This is a genomic window from Halanaerobium saccharolyticum, assembly GCF_004362045.1.
Classification (GTDB): domain Bacteria; phylum Bacillota; class Halanaerobiia; order Halanaerobiales; family Halanaerobiaceae; genus Halanaerobium; species Halanaerobium saccharolyticum_C.
The window spans coordinates 156787-179081 of sequence record NZ_SNWX01000003.1; the positions used below are offsets into that span (position 1 = coordinate 156787).

Consider the following 22295-nt stretch of genomic DNA (forward strand, 5'->3'; position numbering starts at 1 on the left):
TTTATCAAGCAATTAACTAATCATAAAAAGCAGAATAGAAGAAAATAGAGAATATGAGCAAGACTTTAAGCTGAAAAATTATAACATTTAGCTTAAAATCGGATATGAGCTGGACCTTTTTCAGGAAGCTCTGTTCTGCTGTCGATAACAGTGGAACTCCGATAAATACTGAAGGAGGAAAAATTATATGTTAAGATCGATGTATGCCGGTGTGTCAGGTTTGAACGCTCACCAGCAGATGATGGATGTAACAGGTAACAATATTTCTAATGTAAATACAATTGGATTTAAAAGCAGCCGTGTTACTTTTAAGGAAATGTTAAGTCAGACTATTCAGGGTGCTTCTGCACCACAGGATAATCGTGCTGGTACTAACCCACAGCAGGTTGGACTTGGTGTTGGGGTAGGAAGTATTGATAGTGATATGTCTTCTGGTAACCTGCAGTCAACTGGAAAAACATCTGATGTTGCAATTCAGGGTGATGGATTCTTTGTCTTGAGAGATGGCAACAATCAGGTTTATTCTCGAGCAGGAAACTTAAACTTTGATGAACAGGGTAGATTATATTCTTCCAGTACCGGAATGTTAGTTCAGGGCTGGATGGCAGATGCTAATGGTGATTATGGTGATTTTAATGCCCAGACTATTGATGATGTTACTTTAAAGCAGGAAATTAATGCTCAGGAAACTGACAGTGTTAGTTTTGGCAAAAATCTGGATGCTGATGCGACAAATACTCTGGATATACTGGAGCAGAATTTAGACTTGAGTGCAGGTGGTAATTCTGATACTCTGGAATTTTCATTAACACCTGTTGAAGGTCAGCATAATGTCTGGGATTTTACACTTTCAGGTGCAGAAATTACAACAAATATTGCTGGTTCAGGCTCAAATAAAATTTCTGGAACTTTAATTACGGATAATGATGGTGAAGTAGTAACTTTTGAAACTAGTAGTGGTACAGACTTAACTTCTGGTTTTAATGTTAATTTAAATGGTTCATCAGTTACGATGGATGCATTAGTTGATTCTTCAGGGAGTTCAATTACAAATATCAATGATGGCTTTTTGATTGCTCAAAATGGAGACACAACTAAAAATGCTAATCTTGCTTTTGATCAAACAGCAGTCAGAAACATTGCTGTTGATGTTTTTGACAGTCAGGGAGCAAAACACACAGTTAACCTTGAGTTAGAAAAAACTGCCAATAATGAATGGACAATTAATGAAAATGAAGTGGAAATTAACAATAATACGGTTACTAACGTTTTAGGTGGAAGTGACCATGTAATTTCTTTTGATAGTAATGGAAATATCGATGGTGGAGAAACTGTAGACTTGACTTTTACTCCTCCAGGACCAGGAACTTCACAGACTGTGGAACTTAATTTCAGTGACATGACTCAATTCGCCGGTGATATGACCGCTAACTTTACCAATGTTAATGGTTATGCCTCTGGTGCTTTAGAGTCCTTTTCCTTTACTGAAACTGGAGATGTGGTTGGTTCTTACAGTAATGGTTTAACTCAGACTCTGGCTAAATTAGGATTAGCAAACTTTTCTAACCCTTCTGGTCTGCTGAGGCAGGAAGGAGTTTTCCAGACAACAAGTAACTCTGGAGATCCGGAATTAGGTGCTGCGGCTCAAGGTGGTTTTGGTTCCCTGGCTCCAGCAACCCTGGAAATGTCAAATGCTAACCTTTCACAGGAGTTTACAAATATGATCACAGCTCAGAGAGGTTTTCAGGCTAACTCAAAGCTGATTACAACCTCAGATGAAATGCTGCAGACATTGGTTAATCTAAAAAGATAACTTGATCTAAATTGTCAGGCTGAAGTCTATTTTAGATTTCGGCCTGACAGATAATAAAGGAAGTGTATGATGATTAAATTGACCAGGACAAGTGGAAAAGAATTTGTATTAAATGCTGACTTGATAGTAGAGGTGCAGGAAACTCCAGACACCGTCATTACTCTGACTAATGGCAAGAAACTGCTTGTCAAAGATACAGCAGATGATATAATTAATAAAGTAGTTAATTTTAGACAGGAAATAATGGCTGGAATTTCTAGAACAGGGGAGAGATCTTAAATGGATTTAGCGACAATAGTTGGATTAGTAGCAGGAGCAATAATATTTTCACTGGTAGCTATACTGGGTGGTAATGTAGTAATCTTTGTTAGTATGCAGTCTGCCCTGGTAGTTCTCGGTGGTACCCTGGCCGGTGTAATGATCAGTTATACTTTCCAAGATTTAAAAAATATACCCAATCTTTTAAGAGTTTCACTGCAGGATGACAAAATGGAGTCAGAACATGTAATCGAAAATTTAGTTAATTTTGCCGAAAAAGCGAGAAGAGAAGGGCTTTTAGCCTTAGAGGATGACGCAGCCGAAATGAATGATGAATTTTTACAAAAAGGAATTCAGCTGGTGGTTGATGGTACAGATCCAGAATTAGTTAAAAATATTCTGGAGACCAAACTAACTTTTTTAGCAGAAAGACATGCAAAAGGTAGAGGTATTTTTGCAACAATGGGTCAGCTGGCACCTGCTTTTGGGATGATCGGTACCCTAATTGGATTGGTTCAGATGTTAAGTCAGCTTGATGATCCAAATCAGCTTGGTTCAGGGATGGCTGTAGCTTTGATTACCACTTTATATGGTGCACTGCTTGCAAACTGGATATTTATCCCGCTTGCTAAAAACTTAGAAACTCAGAGTAATCATGAAATCCACGTTAAAGAAGTTATTATCGAAGGTATTCTATCAATACAGGCCGGTGAAAACCCGAGAATTGTAAGAGAAAAACTACATGCTTTCCTCTCAGAAGAAGAAAAAGAGGTAGTAGAAGCCAGAATTAACGAAACCGGAGAGGTGGGTGCTGTAGAAAATGCCTCGTAAAAATAGGAATAATAATAGTGGAGGCGATGATGGAGGTGGTTCCCCTGCCTGGATGACCACCTTTGGTGACATGATGACCTTACTCTTAGTGTTTTTTGTACTCCTTTATTCTTTTTCTTCAATGGATGTAGAAAAATTCCAGGGTTTTATTTCAGCCCTGCAGAGTCAGCTTGGTATTTTAGATAGTGGTAAGACCATTACTGAAAATCCAAATATTGATGCAGGAACACTGGGACAGGACTATGCTCAGGCTCCTCAAAATATTCAGCAGATCATGAGAGAATTAAATAATTATATACAAAGAAATAATTTGAGTGATCGAGTGAATGTTGAAAATAAAAGAAAAGGCCTTGTAATTAGCCTGACCGGAGAAATATTATATCAACAGGGTAGGGCTGAGATAAGAGAACAGGGAAGAGAAGTTCTGGCTATGATTTCTGATATTCTAAAAGATATTCCCAATGATATTATGATTGAAGGTCATACAGACAATGTGCCGATTAGAACTAATGAATTTCCTTCTAACTGGGAATTATCAACTGCAAGAGCTGTAAATGTAATTAAATTTTTGATTGAAGAGAGAAACTTTGATCCGGCCCGTCTTTCAGCTGCTGGCTACTCTGAATATAGACCTGTTGCAGATAATAGCACAGCTGCAGGAAGGGCAGAAAACAGAAGGGTCGAGGTGGTGGTCTTAAATTCCCAGTACACTCTAAATAGTGGGGCTAATGCAGAAGTGAATAATGCGGCAGATGAAGCAGAAACAAATAATCAAATTAATACTGAAAATGTTGACAGCACTGATAATGCTGGGGAAGGAGGAAATAGAGATGGCTGAAGAAGGACAGATGAACTATAAAATGCTGGCCTTAATTGTAGTATTAGTTATTATTATAACTGGGGTGGCAAGTTTTACATTTTTTACTTATTTTTCTGTTTCCAGTGATGATAAAAATAACGAAAAGGAAATTACCAGTATAGAAGATATCAGACCAACCTATAATGCTGGAGATTATACTGTGAATATTTCCAATAATAATCAAATAAATTTTGTTAGAGCCAGTATTGTTTTTGAACTTGAAAGTACAGAGATGGTAAAAGAACTGGATAAACGTTCAGCTCAAATTAGAGACAGAATCATTTCTACCTTAAGAGCACAGAACGAAGAAATTTTAAAAGAACCCGGTGCAAATACAATTAAAAAAATCGTAAAAGATAAAGTAAATGAAATCTTAATTTCCGGAAAAATTACAAATGTCTGGTTTACAGAACTGGTTGTCCAGTAGGGAGGATAAAAGATGGCTGATGTACTAAATCAAAACGAAATAGACTCTCTGCTTTCTGCAATTAGTGATGGTAGTCTTGATGTAGAGGAAGCTAAAGAACAATCAGAAGAAAAAGAGATCAAAGATTATGATTTTAGAAGACCTGATAAGCTTTCTAAAGAGCAGATGCGTACTTTACAGATGATCCACGAAAATTTATCTAGATTATTTACGACCACTTTATCCACTAAACTTCGCAGTATGGTTAATTTCGAAGTAGCCTCAATTGAACAGCTTTCGTATTCTGAGTTTATTCATTCCTTACCTGAACCAACAATTATTGGTATCAGTAATTTAGAACCTCTGGAAGGACAATTTATTTTTGAGATCAATCCCGAAATTGGTTTTGCAGTGATAGACCGACTTTTTGGTGGTTTTGGTAATCCGATTGATGATGTTCGTTCATTTACAGATATTGAACAGGTAGTAATTAAAAGAGTTATGAACTGGCTTTTAGAAGGTTTTAGTGAAGCCTGGGAAAATATTTCAGATTTAAAACCAAAGCTGCTTGAACTAGAATCAAATCCTCAGTTTACCCAGATTGTTCCTGATAGTGATATGACAATTATTATTACTCTTTCAGCGCGAATTGGTGGTAGTGAAGGGTTGATGAACATCTGCTTACCATATATTATGTTGGAGCCAATTGTAAGTAATTTGAATGCTCAATACTGGTTTTCAAGTACAAGAGAAAAACAGACTCCAGAACATATAGCAAAATTGCGTAAAAGATTAAATGAGGCTCTGGTTGAAGTTGATGCAGTTTTAGGCAGTACGGAAATCACAGTCGAAGATTTTCTTTATCTTCAAGCTGGAGATGTAATTCGTCTTGATAAAAAGGTTGAAGAAAATGCTGAACTTAAAATTGGCAGCAGAAGAAAATACGAAGCAGTTGTAGGTAATAAAAACAAACATAAAGCAGTACAAATAATTGGTGTAGCGGAAAACTTGTTAGAGGAGAGTGAAGACGATGACGAATGATGGTAACTTTTTATCACAGGACGAAATAGACGCATTGATGAATGATGAGGATGAAGAATCTGCAGCAGAAAACGAAGCTGCTGATAATGAAGCAGATTTGTTTGATTTAAGTTCAGAAGAAATTGATGTTATTGGAGAAGTAAATAATATTGCTATGGGCTCTTCAGCTACAGCGCTCTCCACATTACTTGACGAAAAAGTAGATATTACAACTCCGGAGGTTGAAGTTCAAACTTTTAAGCAGTTAATTGAAGAATATGATCGGCCCTGTGTTTTAGTTAAGGTAGAATATGTAGAAGGAATTGAAGGTTTAAGTTTGCTTGTTATTGATACAGAAGATGCTGCAGTAATTGCAGATTTAATGATGGGTGGAGATGGTCTGGAAGGTATGGACCAGGAAATGCTAAATGAAATTTCCATTAGTGCTGTTGGAGAAGCCATGAATCAGATGATGGGTGCTGCTTCTACGGCAATGTCTAATATTTTAGATGAACTGGTGAATATTTCTCCTCCCACAGCAGAATATATTGATCTGGATGATGTGATTGAAGAAGGTAGAGATTGGTTTGATCCGGAAGAAAAAATTGTTGTTACTTCTTTTAAATTAAAGGTTGGAGATGTAATTGACAGCAGCTTTAAACAGATTTCATCCTATAATTTTGTCAAAAATCTGGCGGAATCACTTTTACATGCAGGTACAGGTTTAATGGATAATACGATAGATGAAGCGGAAATTGAGGAAGAAGTAAAAGAGGAAGTTGATACCTCAGTCAAAGAGGAATATCAGGAGGAGACTGCAGCAGGACCACAGAAATCTGCGGCTTTAAATACAGCTCAAGCTTCTTCTCGCGAGTCTCAGTCTAGTTCCAGACAGCAGCAGGCACCACAGCAGCGCAGACAGCCTCAAAATAGAAATATTGAACGCGAGGAAAAAGTTGATGTTCAGTCAGCACAGTTCCCCGAATTTGATGAAGCTTCTACTCAACCGCTGCCAAACAATATGGAATTAATTAAAGATGTTCCCCTGGAAGTTACAGTACGCCTGGGTAAAACAGTAATGAAAATCAGGGATATCCTGGATCTGGGAGATGGTTCAATCATCGAACTGGATAAACTTGCAGGAGAACCAGTAGATTTACTGGTTAATGGTAAACTGGTAGCTAAGGGAGAGGTTGTTGTTATTGATGAGAACTTTGGTTTTAGAGTCAAGGATATTATTAGTCCCGCTGAACGCTTATCAAAGATATAGGTTGGTGATATAATGAATTACCTCTGGGAAACATTTAAAATAAGCTTTTATCTTGTTTTAGTAATTGCCTTTATTTTAGCAATTTATTATTTGATAAAAAATAGATTTAATTTAAATAACTCCAGACAGATGGAAATAATTGATACTATGAGACTTGCCAATGGAGAAACTATTTATCTGGTCAAAGTTTTTGGCGAAATTGTAATGCTCGGCGGCAGCAAAGAAGAGTTGAATTATTTAAAAAGCTGGCCGATAGAAGAGATTGATCTTGATTTTAAGAAATTAGAAAAAAATACAAATAAATCTGATTTCAAGAAAAAACTTAAAAACATTCTGGCTAAAGATAACAATTCTAACAGCAGTGATCAGGATGCTTAAGAAATTATTTTTACTGGTCTTAATCGGGTTATTGTTATTTGGTTTAACCTTTTCTGCTTCTGCTCAGGATTTTAATATTCCTAATATTTCTTTTGAAATTGGAGATGGAACAGCTGAAAATCAGGGTGATGATCTTGTATTATCACTTCAAATTTTACTGCTGTTAACAATTTTATCTTTAGCTCCAGCAATCATAATTCTCTTTACTTCTTTTACCAGAATCATAATTGTTTTTTCAATTTTAAAAAGAGCTCTGGCTCTAAATAATATGCCTCCCAATCAGGTTTTAATCGGAATTGCAATCTTTTTGACCGTTTTTATCATGGCACCGGTCTGGCAGGGAGTCAATCAGGATGCCCTCCAGCCTTATTTAGCGGAAGAAATATCTTTAGAAGAGGCCTATCAAAACACAGTTGATCCGGTCAGAGAATTTATGTTTAACCAGGTTGATGAGCGTTCTTTAGCTTTATTTACTAATATTGCTGAGATTGAGCGACCGGAGACCAGGGCGGATCTTCCCACTTATATTCTGATACCCGCTTTTTTGATCAATGAAATTAAAATTGCCTTTCAGATAGGATTTTTATTATATATACCATTTTTAATGATCGATATGATTGTAGCCAGTATTTTAATGTCCATGGGGATGATGATGTTACCACCTGTAATTATCTCATTACCATTTAAAATTTTACTATTTGTGCTGGCTGATGGTTGGCACTTATTAATTGGATCACTTGTAGAGACTTTTTCATAATGAATTTTGGAAATATATAATTTAAAAGCTGTGAAGTTTACTAATTTAGGAGTTGAAAATAATGGGAGAAGCAGTAATTTTAGATATTGGACGGGGAGCTTTATATACAGTAATAATTGTTGTGCTGCCAGTTCTGGGAGCAGGATTAGTTACCGGCTTATTAGTTGCTATTTTTCAGGCGACTACTCAAATTCAGGAGCAGACTCTGGCCTTTGTACCCAAAATATTTGCTGTTTTAGGATCAATTGCTTTTTTTGGTCCCTGGATTATGACAACAGTAGTAGAATTTGTACAGCAGCTTTTTGAGAATATCCCTACCTATATTGGATAAGGTGTTGATTTAAATTGATTGAGGGATTAATGATTAATGAATATATATACTTATTTTTTCTGATTTTAAGCCGCTATATTGGGATGATGCTTTTGACCCCTATATTTAGCAGTCAGGTAATTATGTATCAGGCCAAGATTTTAGTAGCTGTTACTTTAGCTGTTTTTACTTTCCCCCTTGTTTATGGGATGTATCAGCCGGTTTATCCGGAAAACAATCTTCTGGTGATTGTAGAGATTATTAGTGAGGCCAGTATTGGTCTATTTATGGGGCTAACTGTTTTCCTGGTTTTTGCTGCAGTTCAATTAGGGGGGCAGATAATTGATATGAGGATGGGATTTAGAATTGCCAATGTAGTTGACCCTTTTAGTGGTGTTAATTCTCCTGTTATTGGTCAGCTGAAAAATATCTTTGTTACTTTAATTTTTCTGGCTTTAAATGGACATTTGTTATTAGTGAGACATCTCTACGAATCTTTTCAGATTATTCCCCCCGGACGGGTTAATTTTTCTAATCAAATCTGGCAGTATTTTTTCCGCAGAAGTGCTGATATGTTTGTTTTAGGAGTTAAAATTGCCCTACCTATTGCTGGTGCAATCTTTTTTATAGATATTATTCTTGCTTTTTTAGCCAGATCAGTTCCCCAGATGAATTTATTTGTGATTGGTCTTCCCATTAAAATAATGGCAGGTTTAATTTTACTCTTTATTTTAATGCCTGTTTTAAATAGTTACTATTCTGAGATACTGATGAATGTGATTAATGAAATTCCGGCAATGTTTAGATTAATTGCCCCTTAATAAAATTTTATATCTAATATTTTTATAATTTTAAGTTTAATTAGAGAATAAAGGAGTTAAGAGTATGCCTGATGGTGGAACTGGAGAAAAAACTGAACAACCCACGTCGAAACGAAAAAGAGAAGCTAAAGAAGAAGGTAATGTAGCTAAAGGAAAAGAAATTGGACAGGCTGTTACTTTACTGGCGAGTTTTATGTTTCTTTATTTTTTGATGCAGCAGATATTTCTGGGACTTCTGGATCAAATTCAGTATTATTTTAAGAATTTTATTATTGAACCATTTACAATTAATATGAGCTTTAATATTTTATATAATGCTTTTTTTTCTGTGGTTGAAACAATTTATCCGATTATGATTGTTACTGCAGCTGCCGGAGTTCTTGTCAATTTTCTTCAAATTGGAGCACTTTTCACCACCAAACCACTGGTGCCGGATTTAAAAAAAGTTGATCCAATCAAAGGTGCTAAGAATATATTTTCACTTAAAGGTTTTGTAGAATTACTAAAATCTTTATTTAAACTGGCTGTAATTGCTGTTATTGCTTATAGATTTTTAATGGGTAATCTTGAGATATTCGAAAAGAGTATTCATCAGGGTTTAAATGAATCACTGGTGGCAATAGCCGGCTTAATATCCCGGATGGCTTTTGCCATAATTGCTGCCTTAATAGTTCTGGGAATTGCAGATTTAATCTATCAGCGCTGGCAGCATAATAAGGATCTAAAAATGTCTAAATATGAAGTTAAACAGGAAAGAAAAGAGATGGAAGGAGATCCAATGATACAGCAGCAGCGTAAGCAGAGACAGCGCGAGATGAGTATGAACAGGATGATGTCTTCTGTTAAAGATGCGGATGTTGTTATCACTAACCCGACTCATATTGCCGTTGCTCTAGAATATGATTTAGATGAAATGGAAGCTCCGGTAGTGGTGGCAAAGGGTGAAGATTTTATTGCCCAGAAGATTAAAGAAAAAGCAAGAGAAGCAGAGGTCAAGATAATCGAAAACAAACCTCTTGCTCGTTCATTGAATAAAATGACTGAAATTGGAGATCAGGTTCCGGTAGAACTTTATCAGGCAGTTGCCGAGATACTGGCAAAAATATTTCAAAATAGAAATTAGCAAGGTTACTGTATTAATTCCAGTTTATTGTTTTAATTTCTCCTGATTGTTGATATAATAGGTATGACTTATGTATTTACTTTTGTTTTAAATGATGGAGGTTAATTTTATTAGTGGATAATAGTGCAGTTTTTACAAATATAACAAAAAATATGGATGTTGTTTTTGCTTTAATGGTAGTTGGAATTATAGTAATGTTTATTATTCCACTTCCAACAATCCTTTTAGATATGCTGCTGGCTGCAAATATAACCTTTTCAATGGTTGTTATTCTGGTGAGTATTTACACAACTGAACCGCTTGATCTTTCAGTTTTCCCTTCGCTTTTGCTATTTGCCACTTTATTCAGGCTGGGACTTAATGTTTCTACCACCAGGCTGATTTTAGGTCAGGCATATGCAGGGGAAATCATTTTGAGTTTTGGTGAATTTGTTGTTGGTGGTAACTATGTTGTTGGTTTGATTATCTTTTTAATCCTGGTAATTATTCAATTTGTGGTAATTACAAAGGGTGCAGAAAGAGTTGCAGAAGTAGCAGCACGTTTTACTCTGGACGCGATGCCCGGTAAGCAGATGAGTATTGATGCTGACTTAAATGCCGGTATTATTGATGAACATGAAGCTAAAAGAGAACGAGAAAAGATTCGTCAGGAAGCAGATTTTTATGGAGCAATGGATGGTGCCAGTAAATTTGTTAAAGGTGATGCTATTGCAGGGATTATTATAACCTTTATTAATATTATTGCAGGTCTGGTAATTGGTATGCTGCAGCAGGGAATGACTTTTGCTCAGGCAGCCGAAACATATATACTCTTAACTGTTGGTGATGGTCTGGTATCTCAGATCCCAGCCCTCTTAATTGCTACAGCAACAGGTATGGTTGTAACCAGAGCCGCATCTGACAATAATATGGGTAATGAAATGACAGAACAGCTTTTAAAACAGCCGAAAGCACTTTTTATAGCTGCATCTGTTTTAACGATACTTGGTTTTGTACCCGGTCTACCAACGATTCCTTTTTTGGTGCTGGCAGTATTTATTGCTACTATGGGTTATTTAATTGTTAGAATAGCAGAAGTTGAGACTCCTAAAGAAAAAGCAAAACAGAAAAGACCTGAGTTAAGTCCGGAAGAAAAACAGGAAATGAAAGAGCAGGAAATTAAGCAGTTAATTAAAGTTGATAAATTAGAGATTGAAGTGGGATATAATTTAATTTCTCTGGTCCTTCCCGAACAGGGGGGAGATTTTTTAGATAGAGTAGCCAATATTAGAAAACAGATTGCCATGGATTTAGGAATAATTTTACCACCGGTCCGGATTGTAGATAATTTACAGCTGCAGCCAAACACCTATAAAATCAAATTACAGGGAGTTGAGATCAGCGAATATCAACTTTTTGCTGATAAGTTTCTGGCTATGGATCCCGGTGATACTTTTGAAGATATTGAGGGTATAGAAACTGAAGAGCCTGCTTTTGGAACTCCCGCTATCTGGATTGAAGCTGAACAGAGGGAGAGAGCTGAAATGGCTAACTACACTGTAGTAGATCCTGGTTCGGTGATGGCAACTCATTTAACAGAAATCATTAAGTCTCATGCCTTCGAATTACTGGGTAGAGAGGAAGTTAAGAAGTTAGTTGATAATGTTAAAGAAGAGAATCAGGCAGTTGTAGATGAGTTAATGCCTGACTTAATGAACTTAGGAGAAATTCAAAAAATATTACAGAATTTATTATGGGAGAATATTCCGATCAAAAATTTAGTCTTAATTTTAGAAACTCTTGCTGATCATGCAGGTCGAACAAAAGATCAGACAATATTGACGGAATATGTTCGTCAGGGATTATCCAGACAGATCAGCAATCAGTTTACCGATGAAGCTAATAACTTAAATGTCTTTACTATAGATCCCCAAAAAGAAGAAAAACTTGCAAATTCCTTAGAACAATCAGATCAGGGGAATTATCTATCATTACAGCCAGCTGAAGCTCAAAATCTAATTAATAATATTGTTCAGCAGGCTAAACAGTTATTAGAGCAGGGTAAAGAACCAATTTTATTAACTTCACCAATGATCAGAAGACCGATTAAAGAGATGGTACACCGTACTTTCTCCGATCTGACAGTACTCTCTTTTAATGAACTGGAATCTGATGTTGAACTACAGGTTCAGGGGGTTGTTAAGTAAATGAAGGTAAAAAAATATACAGGCGAAACAATGCAGGATGTAATTTTTCAGGTGAAAGCTGATCTGGGGCCAGAAGCTGTTATTGTAAACAAGAGAAAGTTTAAAAAAGGAGGGCTTTTTGGTTTTTTTGGCAGAGAAATGTTTGAAGTTGTTGCTGCTTTAGAAGCTAAAAGCGCTGACTCAATAGCTGAACTCTCAGACAGTAAAGGTGAAGAAGCAGATGATATTGTAGAAATATCAAATTACGGCAGAAATTCTAAAAAAATTGAAAGAACTAAAATTCAGAAAACAGCGAGTAAGGATCCTGAAAACAAAAATGCTATCAAAGAATTTATTACTGATTTAAAAACTGCTGCCGATTCTGCTGCAGAAAAAAAGAATCGTAAGGACCAGCTGGATAAAGAAGAGATTAAGGTTGGTTTAAGCGAAAAGTCGAATAAACAGCAGAGTAATCATCATAAAAATAGTCAGCAGTATGAAGAAAATCAGCAGCAGAATAATAAAAAACAAGATTTTAATAACAGGCAAAAAGTAGAGCCGCAAAAAGTTGAAAATGAAGAGAGTCAATTAACGGCTGCTCAGAAATTGCAAAATAAATTTCAGAATAAAAGTTCTGGCAGCAGTGATCAGAGCAAAAAGTTAAATAACAGCAATCAATTATATAATTATTTACTGGATCAGGGTGTAGACAGCAGAAATGTAAATCTATTTTTAAAACAGATGGATTCTCAAATTGATGGTGATGATTCTGATTTTGAAAATCAATTAAAAGAATTTTTAGCCGTTTATTTTGCAGATAATGGCGAAATAAATCTGACTGCAGACCAAAAAATAATTTCTTTTATTGGCCCCACTGGTGTTGGTAAAACAACAACAATGGCCAAAATTGCAGCTCATTTTGCAGTTGATAAAAATAAAAAAGTTGGTTTGATTACTGCAGACACTTATAGAATTGCTGCAGTGGAACAGCTGCAGACTTACAGTAAAATTATCGATATTCCTTTTGCAGTCTGTTACAGCAGTTCCAGGCTGGAAGAAATGATTAGAGGCCAGTTTAGAAATTGTGATTTAATTTTAATTGACACACCGGGCAGCAGCTGGAAGGATCAGCTGCAGCTGGGAAGATTAAAAGGATATGTAGATCACAGTTTTGTGGATCAAGTTCATCTTCTGTTGAGTTTAAACACAAAAAGCAGTGATTTAAGGAGTATTGTTTCTAAATTCTCTGAGCTGGAGCCGGATAGGGTTCTGCTGACCAAACTGGATGAAACCAGCAGTTATGGGGATATTATTAATATTAAAGAAAATTATAATTTGCCTCTTTCTTATTTGACTTTTGGACAGGATGTTCCCGAAGATCTTGAGGCAGCAACAGCTGACCAGATTTATAAATATTTATTTGGTGATTTTTATGCGTAGTCAGGCGGCAAAGCTTAAAGAAATAATGCAGAAAAAAAGGGAAGAAACTGAAGTCCAGGAATTTAATACTTCTTCTACCAGAACCATAGCAATTGCAAGTGGAAAGGGTGGGGTTGGTAAGTCAACCTTTACTGTTAATTTTGCCTATAATTTACGCAAGCTGGACAAAGAAGTGCTGATTATTGATAGTGATATTGGGATGGCAAACCTTGACATAATGCTCGGAGTACAGCCCAATTATGATATGGGACATCTTCTGCGGGGAGAATGCAGTCTGGAAGATGCAGTGATAGAAGGTCCCGCCGGAATTAAACTTTTAAGTGGTATTACCGGTGATGACAGTTTTATTGATATCCAGAATGATGCGATGCAGAAATTAATTGAACTGGGTGATCAGATAGAAAAAAATTATGATTATCTGTTGATTGATCTGGGAGCTGGTGCAGCTAAAAGTATTGTAAATACTATCCTGGCTGCAGAAGAATTGATTTTATTATTGACTACAGAACCGACTTCAGTTATGGATAGTTACAGTCTGATTAAGATTCTGGCAAATCATGAATATCATAAGTCTATTAAACTGGTTATAAACCAGACTGAAGACGAAAAAGATGCACAGAAAACAGCAAATCGAATCATTAAAACTGTAAAAAAATATCTGAATTTGGATTTAACTTTAATTGGTAGTATAGCTCATGATCGTAAAATTAGTGCTGCTCTACGAAAACAGAAACCCTATGCAGAAATATTTTCAAATCGAAAAGCAGCCAGAGATTTTGAAAAAGTAGCCAGAAAAATAAGTGGTGAAGAAAAAGAACAGCAGGCAAAGGGTGTAAAAAGTTATTTTCACAAAATGGTTGGTTTTTTTAATAAACATGTTAAATAGTTGATGGAGTTGAGAATATGAAGGAGTTAGAAATAAACCAAAAAGTTGAAGTCGAGGTTTTAACAGGCACCTATCAGGGAAACTATTTGAGTAAAGTTGCTGATTTTGTGGAAGCAGGAGTTATTATTACCGGTCTTTATCGGGAAGGCTCCCCCCTCCCAATTAGACTTAATCAGCCAGTTAATGTTTATTATACTACTGATCGGGCGGCCTATAAATTTGAGTCCAAAATTTTAAAAAGAACCAATAAACCGATACCATTACTTTTAATCGAGGGATCTGATTCAGTAACTCGAATTCAGCGGCGTGATTATTTCAGACTGGATGTTACCGGGACAGTTGATGTTTATAAAATGATTGAGGATAAAAACTACCCCAAAAAAGTTGCTGAAGCACGTCTGCTGGATATAAGTGGTGGTGGAATTAAGATTCAGTTGAAAAAGAAATTTGAAAAAGGCGAAGAAATATTAATTAACTTAAAGAACATCTTAAAACCAAAAGAGTTTATTAAATCAAAGGTAGTGAGAATTGGCAGGGAAAATAATGAGCTCTATAATTATGGAATTGAATTTCTGGAAATAGAAGAAGAACAGAGAGAAGAGATTATTCAGTGGATTTTTGCCTATCAGCGAAAAAGCAGAAAAAAAGGTTTGAGATAGATGTTAGCAAATTCGCTTATTATAGGGCTAATTACATATACAGCTGCAGTAGTTTATAATTTGCTGGTCCGGAAAAGCCTGGAAACTGTATTTTACTTGGGATTAAGATTTCTTGTCTATACAACTTTAATGGCTTTATTTCTTCAATTAAGTTTTTATCTTATTAAAAATTATCATGCTAAAGATAACCCGGAAGCCGAAAACGATTCTGAGGCAGAAATGACTGATTTAACTGCAGAAGCCGAAGCTAATCCGGAGACAGCTGAGTTCGAAAATCAGGAATTTGAAGAATCTGCAGTTGATAATGAATTTGAAAGTGAAGGTTTTTCAGCACTTAATACAGAGGATTTTGATTATCAGCAAAACAACAATTAATATTTTTACTAAAGGAAGATTATTATGGCTTTAGATAAATCACTGTGGAAAAACTACAAAGTTAATGATAATCAACAGGCCAGAGAAGAGATTATATTAAAACACCTGGGACTGGTAAGATATGCTGTAGGAAGGATAATTATTATGCTCCCAGATCATATTGAGGCTGAAGATTTAGAAAGTTATGGGATTATTGGTTTGATTGAGGCTTTAGAAAAATTTGACTATCAAAGAGGAGTTGAATTTTCTACTTTTGCCTTACCCAGGATTAAGGGAGAAATTTATGATTATTTAAGGAGTAAAGACTGGCTGCCTGATAATATGCGCCGGGAACTCAAACAGGTAAAAGAGGAAAGAGAAAATTTTAAAGCAGAAACAGGCAGAGAACCAGGACAATCTGAACTTGCCAAGCGGGCAGGAATCAAAGAAGATAGATTGAATACTATAGAAAGACACAGTCAGCTGGCCAACTGGATTTCGCTTTCCCATGAATTTGAAGGTGTTGAATTAATGGAATTAATTGCTGCTGACTTAGATCAGGCGGTTGATAAGCTGACAGACGAAGAAGCAGTAAGTTTACTGACAAAAAAAATTGATATGCTTTCCGAAAATGAAAAACTGGTTTTAACTTTATATTACTACGAAGAATTAACTCAGGTCGAAATAGCAGAAGTTATGGAACTGTCAGCTGCAAGGGTCTCTCAGATCCACAGCCAGGCAATCCGGCGCTTAAGGGGAATGTTAAGTAGATCTAAAGAATATTTTTTCTAATGAGAGGTAGGTAATCAAAGTGATGGAAGAGCAGGTTGATCGAAAAGACAAAAATTGTCTGCTTAAGTTTACTGAAGATGAGGTTTTAATAAAGTTAAGGTTAGAAAATAATCCCGATTTAATGGAAATAGAAGATTTTTTAAAAAAAAATAGCATAATGGAAGCAGATTATGATAAAATAAAAGATAAGCTGAATAACCAGGACGAAAACTGGTTTAAAGCAGCTGAAAATATTAATTTACCTTCAGAAGATGATAAAGTAAGTATTGAAACTGCAAAAGATGGATTAAAAGTTCTGCTTGATTTTACTCCCGGCCGAGACGGCAGAGAACTTACATATGATGATTTAAAAGAGCTTCTGGCTGAAAAGAATATTTGCTATGGGGTAAATGAGAATAAAATAAAGAGGGTCTTAAAAAGACGTCAGCCGGTCAGTAAAGAAGTAATTGCCGAAGGAGAAGCAGCCAGGCCGGGAGAAGATGGATATTTAGTCTATCATTTTGAAGAAAGGGAAAAGAAAGTTGGTACAATGCGGGAAGATGGCACAATGGATTTCCACTCCAAGAATTTAATTAATAATGTTCGTCGGGGTGAAAAAATTGTAACCCTGATTGATCCGACTGAGGGTGAAGCTGGAACAGATGTTTTTGGTGAAGTAATAGAACCACCTACCCCAAAAACAGCTAAACTCCCCCGGGCTAAAAATACTGTCAGTAAGGATAATAGCGTTTATGCTGCTAAAGATGGGCAGATAATTAGAGATGGACAGAAAATATCAATTGATCCTGTTTACCAGGTCAGAGGTGATGTAGATCTGGAAGAGGGAAATATAGATTTTGTAGGTAGTGTTAAAATCAACGGCAATGTTCGAGAAGGATTTATAGTTAAAGCTTCCGGGGATATTGAAGTTGGCGGCAATGTTGCTGCTGCAGAAATCGAAAGCGGAGGCAGTGTTCTAATCAAAAAAGGTTTTTTAGGTAGAAACAAGGGGAAAATTACGGCTAAAGGTGACGTAAATGCCCGTTTTGTAGAAAATGCAGAAATTAAAGCTAATAATGTACGCGTTCATGAGGCAATAATGCACAGTCATGTAACTGCTAAGGACAGCATTATAGTCAATGGTGGCAAGGGTTTAATTGTTGGCGGCCGGGTAATGGCTCAAAATGTAATCGAAGCCAATATAATTGGTTCCAGTCTGGCTACAAAAACATATGTAGAAATTGGTCTTGAACCAGAGTTAAGAAAGAATTTTAAAGCTGCAAAAGATGAACTGGAAACAGTGGAAGATAACCTGGATAAAGTAATTAAGAGTGTTGATTTACTCAGGACCATGAAAGAAAAAGGTATTAAATTACCACCCAATAAAAAAGAAATGTTTGCTAAACTAAAGACCACAAAGGATGAGCTGGAAACTAGAAAAGTAGAACTGAAGGAAGAAATTGAAGAGTTAGAAGAACAGCTGACCGCTTCTGATGAAGCAGTTATTAAAGTTAATAACTGTATCTTTCCCGGGGTACAGCTTTTGAGCAGTAAAGATAAAATGATTATTCGAAACAAAATATCAAAATGTGCCTTTACAGAGGTAAATAAAGAATTAAGACAAAAAACTAATGCATAAAAGCAATCAGAAATAAAAGGAGGTGTTAAAATGATTAGAGGTTTATATACAGCTGCTTCTTCGATGAATGTTCTGGCGAAAAAGACAAATATTCGCTCCAATAATCTGGCCAATGTTAATACAACGGGATTCAAAAAATCAGAGGGCATAACCCGCTCATTTCCGGAAATGCTTTTAAGTCGGATTGAAGCCGGTAAACCAGATCAGGAAATTGGAGAATTATCAACCGGAGCCTATCTGGAAAATTCTTTTAAGGATATGTCTCAGGGAATGCTCAAACAAACTGGAAACAATCTTGATTTTGCAGTTGAAGGAGAAGGTTTTTTTGTAATTGAAACTGAAGCAGGTCAGAGATACAGCCGGGATGGTAATTTTACCATTAATGCAGATTCTGAACTTGTAACTCAGAGTGGAAATTATGTCCTGGATACTGCAGGTGAGAGGATTCAATTAATTCCGGGTCAGGATTTTAGAGTCAGTACAGATGGCCAGATTACTTTTAATAATGGTCTGCAGGGAGCTCAGATTGATCTGGTTAATTTTCAAGATGAGGCAGATCTGATCCAGCAAGGTGATAATCTCTATGCAGCTCAGGAAGGAGCAGAACAAATAGAAAGTCAGGCTGCTGTAGTACAGGGATATCTGGAGGGCTCAAATGTTAAGATTGTAGAAGAAATGGCAAAGATGATCAAGACTACACGTCATTATGAGTCAAATCAAAAGATAATTAGCAGTATTGATGAGTCACTAAATAAGATAATTAATGAAGTAGGTAAGGCTTAATAATTTTAAATTAAAAGCTGGACCTGTAAAGGGGGCTTTTCTGCTGTTGACTGAGTGATACAGCAGAGTTATAATTCAATTTTAAGCATTACTACTTCAATTTAAATCTGATCAAGATTTAAAACTTAGAATGAATAATTTATAAAATTTAAATTGGAGTGATTAAAATGATAAGTGCTTTATGGACATCAGCCACAGGAATGAATGCACAACAAACTAATATAAATGTTATTTCAAACAATCTTGCCAACGTAAATACAGGTGGTTTTAAAAAGTCTAAAATTAATTTTGCTGACTTAATTTATACAACTATGAGAGAACCTGGTACTCCAAATGCTCAGGGAGCAGAAATACCAACAGGAATTGAAATTGGTCATGGGTCAAAAGTCAACAGCACACAAAAAATATTTACTCAGGGAAATATTAAGAATACAGATAGTCCGCTGGATATGGTAATTGAGGGTGATGGTTTTTTTAGAATTCAACTTCCAGATGGTAATTTTGCTTATTCTAGAGATGGATCATTTAAACAGGACAGTAATGGAAATATAGTAACCTCAGATGGGTATCAATTAGTTCCTCCTATTCAAATTAACCCGGAGGCAACTGAAATTTCTATTACTTCCGATGGTATGGTTAACCTTAAGGTTAATGGGGAAAATCAGCAGGTTGGACAAATTGAATTGTATCGTTTCTCAAATCCTGCCGGATTATCAAGTGAAGGACGCAATTTATACACAGAAACTGTAGCTTCTGGAGCTGCAATGGCAGGTATACCTGGGGAAAGTGGTTTTGGTACAATTACTCAGGGATTTTTAGAAATGTCAAATGTTAAAGTCGTTGAAGAAATGGTAAATATGATTGCAGCCCAGAGAGCTTATGAGACTAATTCTAAATCAATCCAGGCAGCCGATGAGATGCTGCAGACTGCAAATCAGTTAAAGAGATAATCAATTATCAATAAAGCAGTAGTAAGAGGTGTTAAATTTTGAAAAAGTTAATTATTATTCTGACAGTTTTAATATTTATAATTACAACTTTTAGTGCTGCTGCTTTCGAGATAAAAATAGAAGAAGAAGTAGAGGTTAGTGCCTCGGAGATTACTCTGGGACAGATTGCAGAAATTAGGGCTCCAGAACTTTCTGCTGCAGCAGTAGAAGAATTAAAAAAAATAAGTTTTAAAGTTTCTCCTAATCCCGGTTATCAAAAAAGATTAAGTCGGGTGCTGGTAGATTTAACTATTCAAAATCTGGGTTATAAAAAGGATCAATTTAAGCTGCAGATGCCGGGGATGGTAATTGTCAGCCGCAAAAGCTCTCTGATAACTGAAGCAGAAATTTTTGCTCTGGTTGAGGATTATTTAAAATCTAACCTTGATTTTGAAGCTGAACAGTTGATCATTGAAAGTAGATCTTCTCTTAATCAGGTTAAAATTGCAGCTGGAGATTATGAGCTTAAAGTCGCCGAAAATCAAAATCTATCACTGCCTAATACAAATTTAAAACTGGAAGTCTGGCAGAATGAAGAAAAAGTTCACAGCTTTTATTATCCAGTTAAAATAAATTTACTGCTCAAAGTTTTAACTGCAGATAAGAATTTAAATATTAACTCCAGGCTAAGAAAATCAGATTTTGAAGTAAAAAAACAGGTTATTTCTGGTGATCCAGAAGAGTTGATTAGTGACTGGTCAGAAATAGATATAAATAATGTGCAGCTTTCACGTCCTATAAGAAAAGGTGAGGTGTTAAGGTCCAGTTATTTAAAAATTCCCTATGCAGTAAAATGGGGACAGAAATTGAGTCTGCAGGTTAGAGTTAATAATATCCATGTTTCTACATTTGTAGAAGCTAAAGAAAGAGGAAAAATTGGTGAAATTATAACTGTTGAGAATCTTAATAGTGGTTATCAATTTCAGGTTAAGGTGGTTTCGCCAACTGAGGTTAAAATGATCTCTGATTAAGTGAGGTGCAAAAATGAGTTTAAAGAAATTAAAAATAACAAGTATTATACTATTAATTGTATTTTTAGCTGTTTCTTCTGCAGCTGCTAAATCACTCTGGAGTGATAATTCTAAAGATTTATATCAGGATTATCCAGATTATGAAATGGGTGATATTATCACTGTGGTTATTGAAGAAGATGCAAGTGCTATTCAGAGTGCTAATTCTGATACCAGTCAGGGCAGCGAATATAATGCTGAAGGTGGTGGATTGTTAGATTTTATTCCATTTCTTGATTTTAGTTACTCTGATTCTGAATCAGCAGATGGACAGACTCAGAGAAGTGGGACTCTGGAGGCAGATATTACTACTGAGGTAGTTGAGCTAAGAGATAACGGAAATTTAAAGATTAAGGGAAAAAAAAGAGTCAAAATAAATGGAGAAATTCAGACTATTATTTTAGAAGGTGTAATCAGACCTCAGGATATAAATTTTGATAATGAGGTTTCTTCAAAAAGAGTGAGTAATGCCAATATAGAATATGAAGGTAAGGGTGTTGTTGGAGATAAGCAGGATCCAGGAGTTTTAACCAGAGTATTCAATTTTATTTTTTAAGTATTTGAAAGAAGGGATAGTTTGTTTATTTTAAAAAAGAGAGATACTTCAATTATTTTTTTAATTATAATAATTTCGGCCTGTATATTGTTCGGTACTGCAGCTGCAGCTAATAATCCGGTAGTGGAAATTGGTAATATCACCAGAATCAAAGGACAGCGTGTAAATCAGTTGATTGGCTATGGTATTGTAGTTGGTCTTAATGGGAGTGGAGACTCCAATCGAAGTCAGGCTACAGTGCAGAGTGTTGCCAATATGCTGCAGAATTTCGGGGTTAATGTTACTGATAGTCAGGTTGCAAGTCAGAATATAGCTGCAGTTATGGTGACAGCAGAGCTTCCAGCTGTTGCTCATAATGGTGATCCTCTGGACATTACAGTGAGTTCGATTGGTGACGCGGATAGTTTAATGGGGGGGACTTTACTTTTGACCCCACTGCAGGCTCCTAATGGAGAAATTTATGCTTCTGCCCAGGGACCAATTTCAGTTGGTGGATATAGTGTTGGAGGTGGTGGTAATTCTGAACAGATGAACCACCCTACTGTGGGTAAGATTCCAGGAGGAGCTCTGGTTGAAAAGGAAATTAGTTCTACCCTTAATGGAAAAAATCTGACCTATGTACTTTCCAATCCTAATTTTGAAACAGCAAGCAAGATTGCAACAACAATCAACAGTAATTTTGGTGATGGTACAGCCCGGGCGACAAATGCTTCTACAATCAATATTTCCATGCCTGATAATTTTAATTATGGTATGGTTGATTTTATTGCTGAGGTCAACGGTTTACAAGTAACACCTGCTATTGAAGCCCGAGTAGTTATTGATGAGAGAACTGGTACTGTAGTTTTCAGTCATAATGTTCGTATTTCAACAGTTGCAGTAGCACATGGTAATTTATCTGTAAGTATTACAACTGAGGAACAGGTTTCTCAGCCACCTGCATTTAGTGAAGGAGAAACTACAGTGACTGAAGATGTTCAGATTGATGTTGAACAGGGACAGGAAAGTAATATGCTAATTGTCAGTCAGGAAAATACTATTGAAGACCTTGTAACCGCTTTAAATGCAATTGGAGCCACACCACGAGATATTATTTCGATTATCCAGAAAATTGATGCAGCTGGCGCCCTGCATGCAGAACTAGAAATACAATAGCAGCTGTTATCTGCTATAGTCACTACTATTTTCGAAAAAGAA

At 36.0% G+C, this 22295-nt stretch carries 24 protein-coding genes; all 24 read left to right on the forward strand.

Annotation, left to right across the window (positions count from 1 at the left end):
* Positions 1 to 187 precede the first annotated feature (187 nt).
* Positions 188 to 1813 carry a flagellar hook protein FlgE gene (locus DFR79_RS03400; protein WP_133514103.1) on the forward strand — a complete coding sequence of 542 codons (1626 nt, stop codon included), beginning with the start codon at positions 188 to 190 and terminating at the stop codon, positions 1811 to 1813.
* A gap of 69 nt (positions 1814 to 1882) precedes the next feature.
* Positions 1883 to 2092, forward strand: a complete 210-nt coding sequence (locus tag DFR79_RS03405; protein ID WP_111571952.1) for a flagellar FlbD family protein — start codon at positions 1883 to 1885, stop codon at positions 2090 to 2092.
* The gene (locus DFR79_RS03410) at positions 2093 to 2902 is read left to right on the forward strand and encodes a motility protein A (RefSeq protein WP_133514104.1); all 810 of its coding nucleotides are present in this window, start codon (positions 2093 to 2095) and stop codon (positions 2900 to 2902) included.
* Complete coding sequence (locus DFR79_RS03415) at positions 2892 to 3740, forward strand: flagellar motor protein MotB (protein ID WP_133514105.1); 849 nt, start codon at positions 2892 to 2894, stop codon at positions 3738 to 3740. The genes DFR79_RS03410 and DFR79_RS03415 overlap by 11 nt, the downstream gene beginning before the upstream one ends.
* Positions 3733 to 4188, forward strand: coding sequence for a flagellar basal body-associated FliL family protein (locus DFR79_RS03420; protein WP_133514106.1), 456 nt, complete (start codon positions 3733 to 3735; stop codon positions 4186 to 4188). The genes DFR79_RS03415 and DFR79_RS03420 overlap by 8 nt, the downstream gene beginning before the upstream one ends.
* Positions 4189 to 4200: 12 nt before the next feature.
* Positions 4201 to 5208: a flagellar motor switch protein FliM gene (gene fliM / locus DFR79_RS03425; protein WP_133514107.1), complete on the forward strand. Its 1008-nt coding sequence runs from the start codon at positions 4201 to 4203 to the stop codon at positions 5206 to 5208.
* On the forward strand, positions 5198 to 6457 hold the full coding sequence (gene fliY / locus DFR79_RS03430; RefSeq protein WP_133514108.1) for a flagellar motor switch phosphatase FliY: 1260 nt from the start codon (positions 5198 to 5200) through the stop codon (positions 6455 to 6457). Before fliM ends, fliY begins: the two co-directional genes overlap by 11 nt.
* 12 nt (positions 6458 to 6469) lie before the next feature.
* A complete protein-coding gene (locus tag DFR79_RS03435) occupies positions 6470 to 6835 on the forward strand; it encodes a FliO/MopB family protein (RefSeq protein WP_133514109.1) in 366 nt (121 codons plus the stop codon).
* A complete protein-coding gene (gene fliP / locus DFR79_RS03440; protein ID WP_133514110.1) occupies positions 6828 to 7592 on the forward strand; it encodes a flagellar type III secretion system pore protein FliP in 765 nt (254 codons plus the stop codon). Before DFR79_RS03435 ends, fliP begins: the two co-directional genes overlap by 8 nt.
* Positions 7593 to 7653: 61 nt before the next feature.
* Positions 7654 to 7923 carry a flagellar biosynthesis protein FliQ gene (gene fliQ, locus DFR79_RS03445; protein WP_133514111.1) on the forward strand — a complete coding sequence of 90 codons (270 nt, stop codon included), beginning with the start codon at positions 7654 to 7656 and terminating at the stop codon, positions 7921 to 7923.
* Between the two features lie 29 nt (positions 7924 to 7952).
* The gene (gene fliR, locus DFR79_RS03450; protein ID WP_243727696.1) at positions 7953 to 8723 is read left to right on the forward strand and encodes a flagellar biosynthetic protein FliR; all 771 of its coding nucleotides are present in this window, start codon (positions 7953 to 7955) and stop codon (positions 8721 to 8723) included.
* A gap of 64 nt (positions 8724 to 8787) precedes the next feature.
* Positions 8788 to 9846 carry a flagellar biosynthesis protein FlhB gene (gene flhB / locus DFR79_RS03455; RefSeq protein ID WP_133514113.1) on the forward strand — a complete coding sequence of 353 codons (1059 nt, stop codon included), beginning with the start codon at positions 8788 to 8790 and terminating at the stop codon, positions 9844 to 9846.
* Between the two features lie 113 nt (positions 9847 to 9959).
* Complete coding sequence (gene flhA, locus DFR79_RS03460) at positions 9960 to 12032, forward strand: flagellar biosynthesis protein FlhA (RefSeq protein WP_133514114.1); 2073 nt, start codon at positions 9960 to 9962, stop codon at positions 12030 to 12032.
* Positions 12033 to 13451 carry a flagellar biosynthesis protein FlhF gene (gene flhF / locus DFR79_RS03465; protein WP_133514115.1) on the forward strand — a complete coding sequence of 473 codons (1419 nt, stop codon included), beginning with the start codon at positions 12033 to 12035 and terminating at the stop codon, positions 13449 to 13451. It abuts the gene before it with no gap.
* Positions 13444 to 14337 (forward strand): MinD/ParA family protein, encoded by an 894-nt coding sequence (locus tag DFR79_RS03470; RefSeq protein WP_133514153.1) that lies wholly within the window; start codon positions 13444 to 13446, stop codon positions 14335 to 14337. The genes flhF and DFR79_RS03470 overlap by 8 nt, the downstream gene beginning before the upstream one ends.
* Positions 14338 to 14354: 17 nt before the next feature.
* Positions 14355 to 14996, forward strand: a complete 642-nt coding sequence (locus tag DFR79_RS03475) for a flagellar brake protein (RefSeq protein WP_133514116.1) — start codon at positions 14355 to 14357, stop codon at positions 14994 to 14996.
* The gene (locus tag DFR79_RS03480; protein ID WP_133514117.1) at positions 14997 to 15371 is read left to right on the forward strand and encodes a hypothetical protein; all 375 of its coding nucleotides are present in this window, start codon (positions 14997 to 14999) and stop codon (positions 15369 to 15371) included.
* A 24-nt stretch (positions 15372 to 15395) separates the two neighbouring features.
* Positions 15396 to 16142, forward strand: a complete 747-nt coding sequence (locus tag DFR79_RS03485; protein WP_133514118.1) for a sigma-70 family RNA polymerase sigma factor — start codon at positions 15396 to 15398, stop codon at positions 16140 to 16142.
* Between the two features lie 22 nt (positions 16143 to 16164).
* Positions 16165 to 17760, forward strand: a complete 1596-nt coding sequence (locus DFR79_RS03490) for a DUF342 domain-containing protein (protein ID WP_243727701.1) — start codon at positions 16165 to 16167, stop codon at positions 17758 to 17760.
* A gap of 30 nt (positions 17761 to 17790) precedes the next feature.
* Positions 17791 to 18543 (forward strand): flagellar basal-body rod protein FlgF, encoded by a 753-nt coding sequence (flgF, locus tag DFR79_RS03495; RefSeq protein WP_133514120.1) that lies wholly within the window; start codon positions 17791 to 17793, stop codon positions 18541 to 18543.
* A gap of 167 nt (positions 18544 to 18710) precedes the next feature.
* A complete protein-coding gene (flgG, locus tag DFR79_RS03500) occupies positions 18711 to 19493 on the forward strand; it encodes a flagellar basal-body rod protein FlgG (RefSeq protein ID WP_133514121.1) in 783 nt (260 codons plus the stop codon).
* A 38-nt stretch (positions 19494 to 19531) separates the two neighbouring features.
* Entirely contained in the window at positions 19532 to 20503 is a 972-nt protein-coding gene (flgA, locus tag DFR79_RS03505; RefSeq protein WP_133514122.1) for a flagellar basal body P-ring formation chaperone FlgA, read from the forward strand.
* Between the two features lie 13 nt (positions 20504 to 20516).
* Positions 20517 to 21098, forward strand: a complete 582-nt coding sequence (locus DFR79_RS03510; protein WP_133514123.1) for a flagellar basal body L-ring protein FlgH — start codon at positions 20517 to 20519, stop codon at positions 21096 to 21098.
* Positions 21099 to 21119: 21 nt separating this feature from the next.
* Positions 21120 to 22253: a flagellar basal body P-ring protein FlgI gene (locus DFR79_RS03515; RefSeq protein ID WP_243727697.1), complete on the forward strand. Its 1134-nt coding sequence runs from the start codon at positions 21120 to 21122 to the stop codon at positions 22251 to 22253.
* The last annotated feature ends 42 nt before the right edge of the window (positions 22254 to 22295 follow it).

Coding starts and splice junctions, on each gene's coding strand:
- DFR79_RS03400 (WP_133514103.1), top strand. CDS start 188: ATGTTAAGATCGATGTATGCCGGTGTGTCAGGTTTGAACGCTCACCAG.
- DFR79_RS03405 (WP_111571952.1), top strand. CDS start 1,883: ATGATTAAATTGACCAGGACAAGTGGAAAAGAATTTGTATTAAATGCT.
- DFR79_RS03410 (WP_133514104.1), top strand. CDS start 2,093: ATGGATTTAGCGACAATAGTTGGATTAGTAGCAGGAGCAATAATATTT.
- DFR79_RS03415 (WP_133514105.1), top strand. CDS start 2,892: ATGCCTCGTAAAAATAGGAATAATAATAGTGGAGGCGATGATGGAGGT.
- DFR79_RS03420 (WP_133514106.1), top strand. CDS start 3,733: ATGGCTGAAGAAGGACAGATGAACTATAAAATGCTGGCCTTAATTGTA.
- fliM (WP_133514107.1), top strand. CDS start 4,201: ATGGCTGATGTACTAAATCAAAACGAAATAGACTCTCTGCTTTCTGCA.
- fliY (WP_133514108.1), top strand. CDS start 5,198: ATGACGAATGATGGTAACTTTTTATCACAGGACGAAATAGACGCATTG.
- DFR79_RS03435 (WP_133514109.1), top strand. CDS start 6,470: ATGAATTACCTCTGGGAAACATTTAAAATAAGCTTTTATCTTGTTTTA.
- fliP (WP_133514110.1), top strand. CDS start 6,828: ATGCTTAAGAAATTATTTTTACTGGTCTTAATCGGGTTATTGTTATTT.
- fliQ (WP_133514111.1), top strand. CDS start 7,654: ATGGGAGAAGCAGTAATTTTAGATATTGGACGGGGAGCTTTATATACA.
- fliR (WP_243727696.1), top strand. CDS start 7,953: ATGATTAATGAATATATATACTTATTTTTTCTGATTTTAAGCCGCTAT.
- flhB (WP_133514113.1), top strand. CDS start 8,788: ATGCCTGATGGTGGAACTGGAGAAAAAACTGAACAACCCACGTCGAAA.
- flhF (WP_133514115.1), top strand. CDS start 12,033: ATGAAGGTAAAAAAATATACAGGCGAAACAATGCAGGATGTAATTTTT.
- DFR79_RS03470 (WP_133514153.1), top strand. CDS start 13,444: ATGCGTAGTCAGGCGGCAAAGCTTAAAGAAATAATGCAGAAAAAAAGG.
- DFR79_RS03475 (WP_133514116.1), top strand. CDS start 14,355: ATGAAGGAGTTAGAAATAAACCAAAAAGTTGAAGTCGAGGTTTTAACA.
- DFR79_RS03480 (WP_133514117.1), top strand. CDS start 14,997: ATGTTAGCAAATTCGCTTATTATAGGGCTAATTACATATACAGCTGCA.
- DFR79_RS03485 (WP_133514118.1), top strand. CDS start 15,396: ATGGCTTTAGATAAATCACTGTGGAAAAACTACAAAGTTAATGATAAT.
- DFR79_RS03490 (WP_243727701.1), top strand. CDS start 16,165: ATGGAAGAGCAGGTTGATCGAAAAGACAAAAATTGTCTGCTTAAGTTT.
- flgF (WP_133514120.1), top strand. CDS start 17,791: ATGATTAGAGGTTTATATACAGCTGCTTCTTCGATGAATGTTCTGGCG.
- flgG (WP_133514121.1), top strand. CDS start 18,711: ATGATAAGTGCTTTATGGACATCAGCCACAGGAATGAATGCACAACAA.
- DFR79_RS03510 (WP_133514123.1), top strand. CDS start 20,517: ATGAGTTTAAAGAAATTAAAAATAACAAGTATTATACTATTAATTGTA.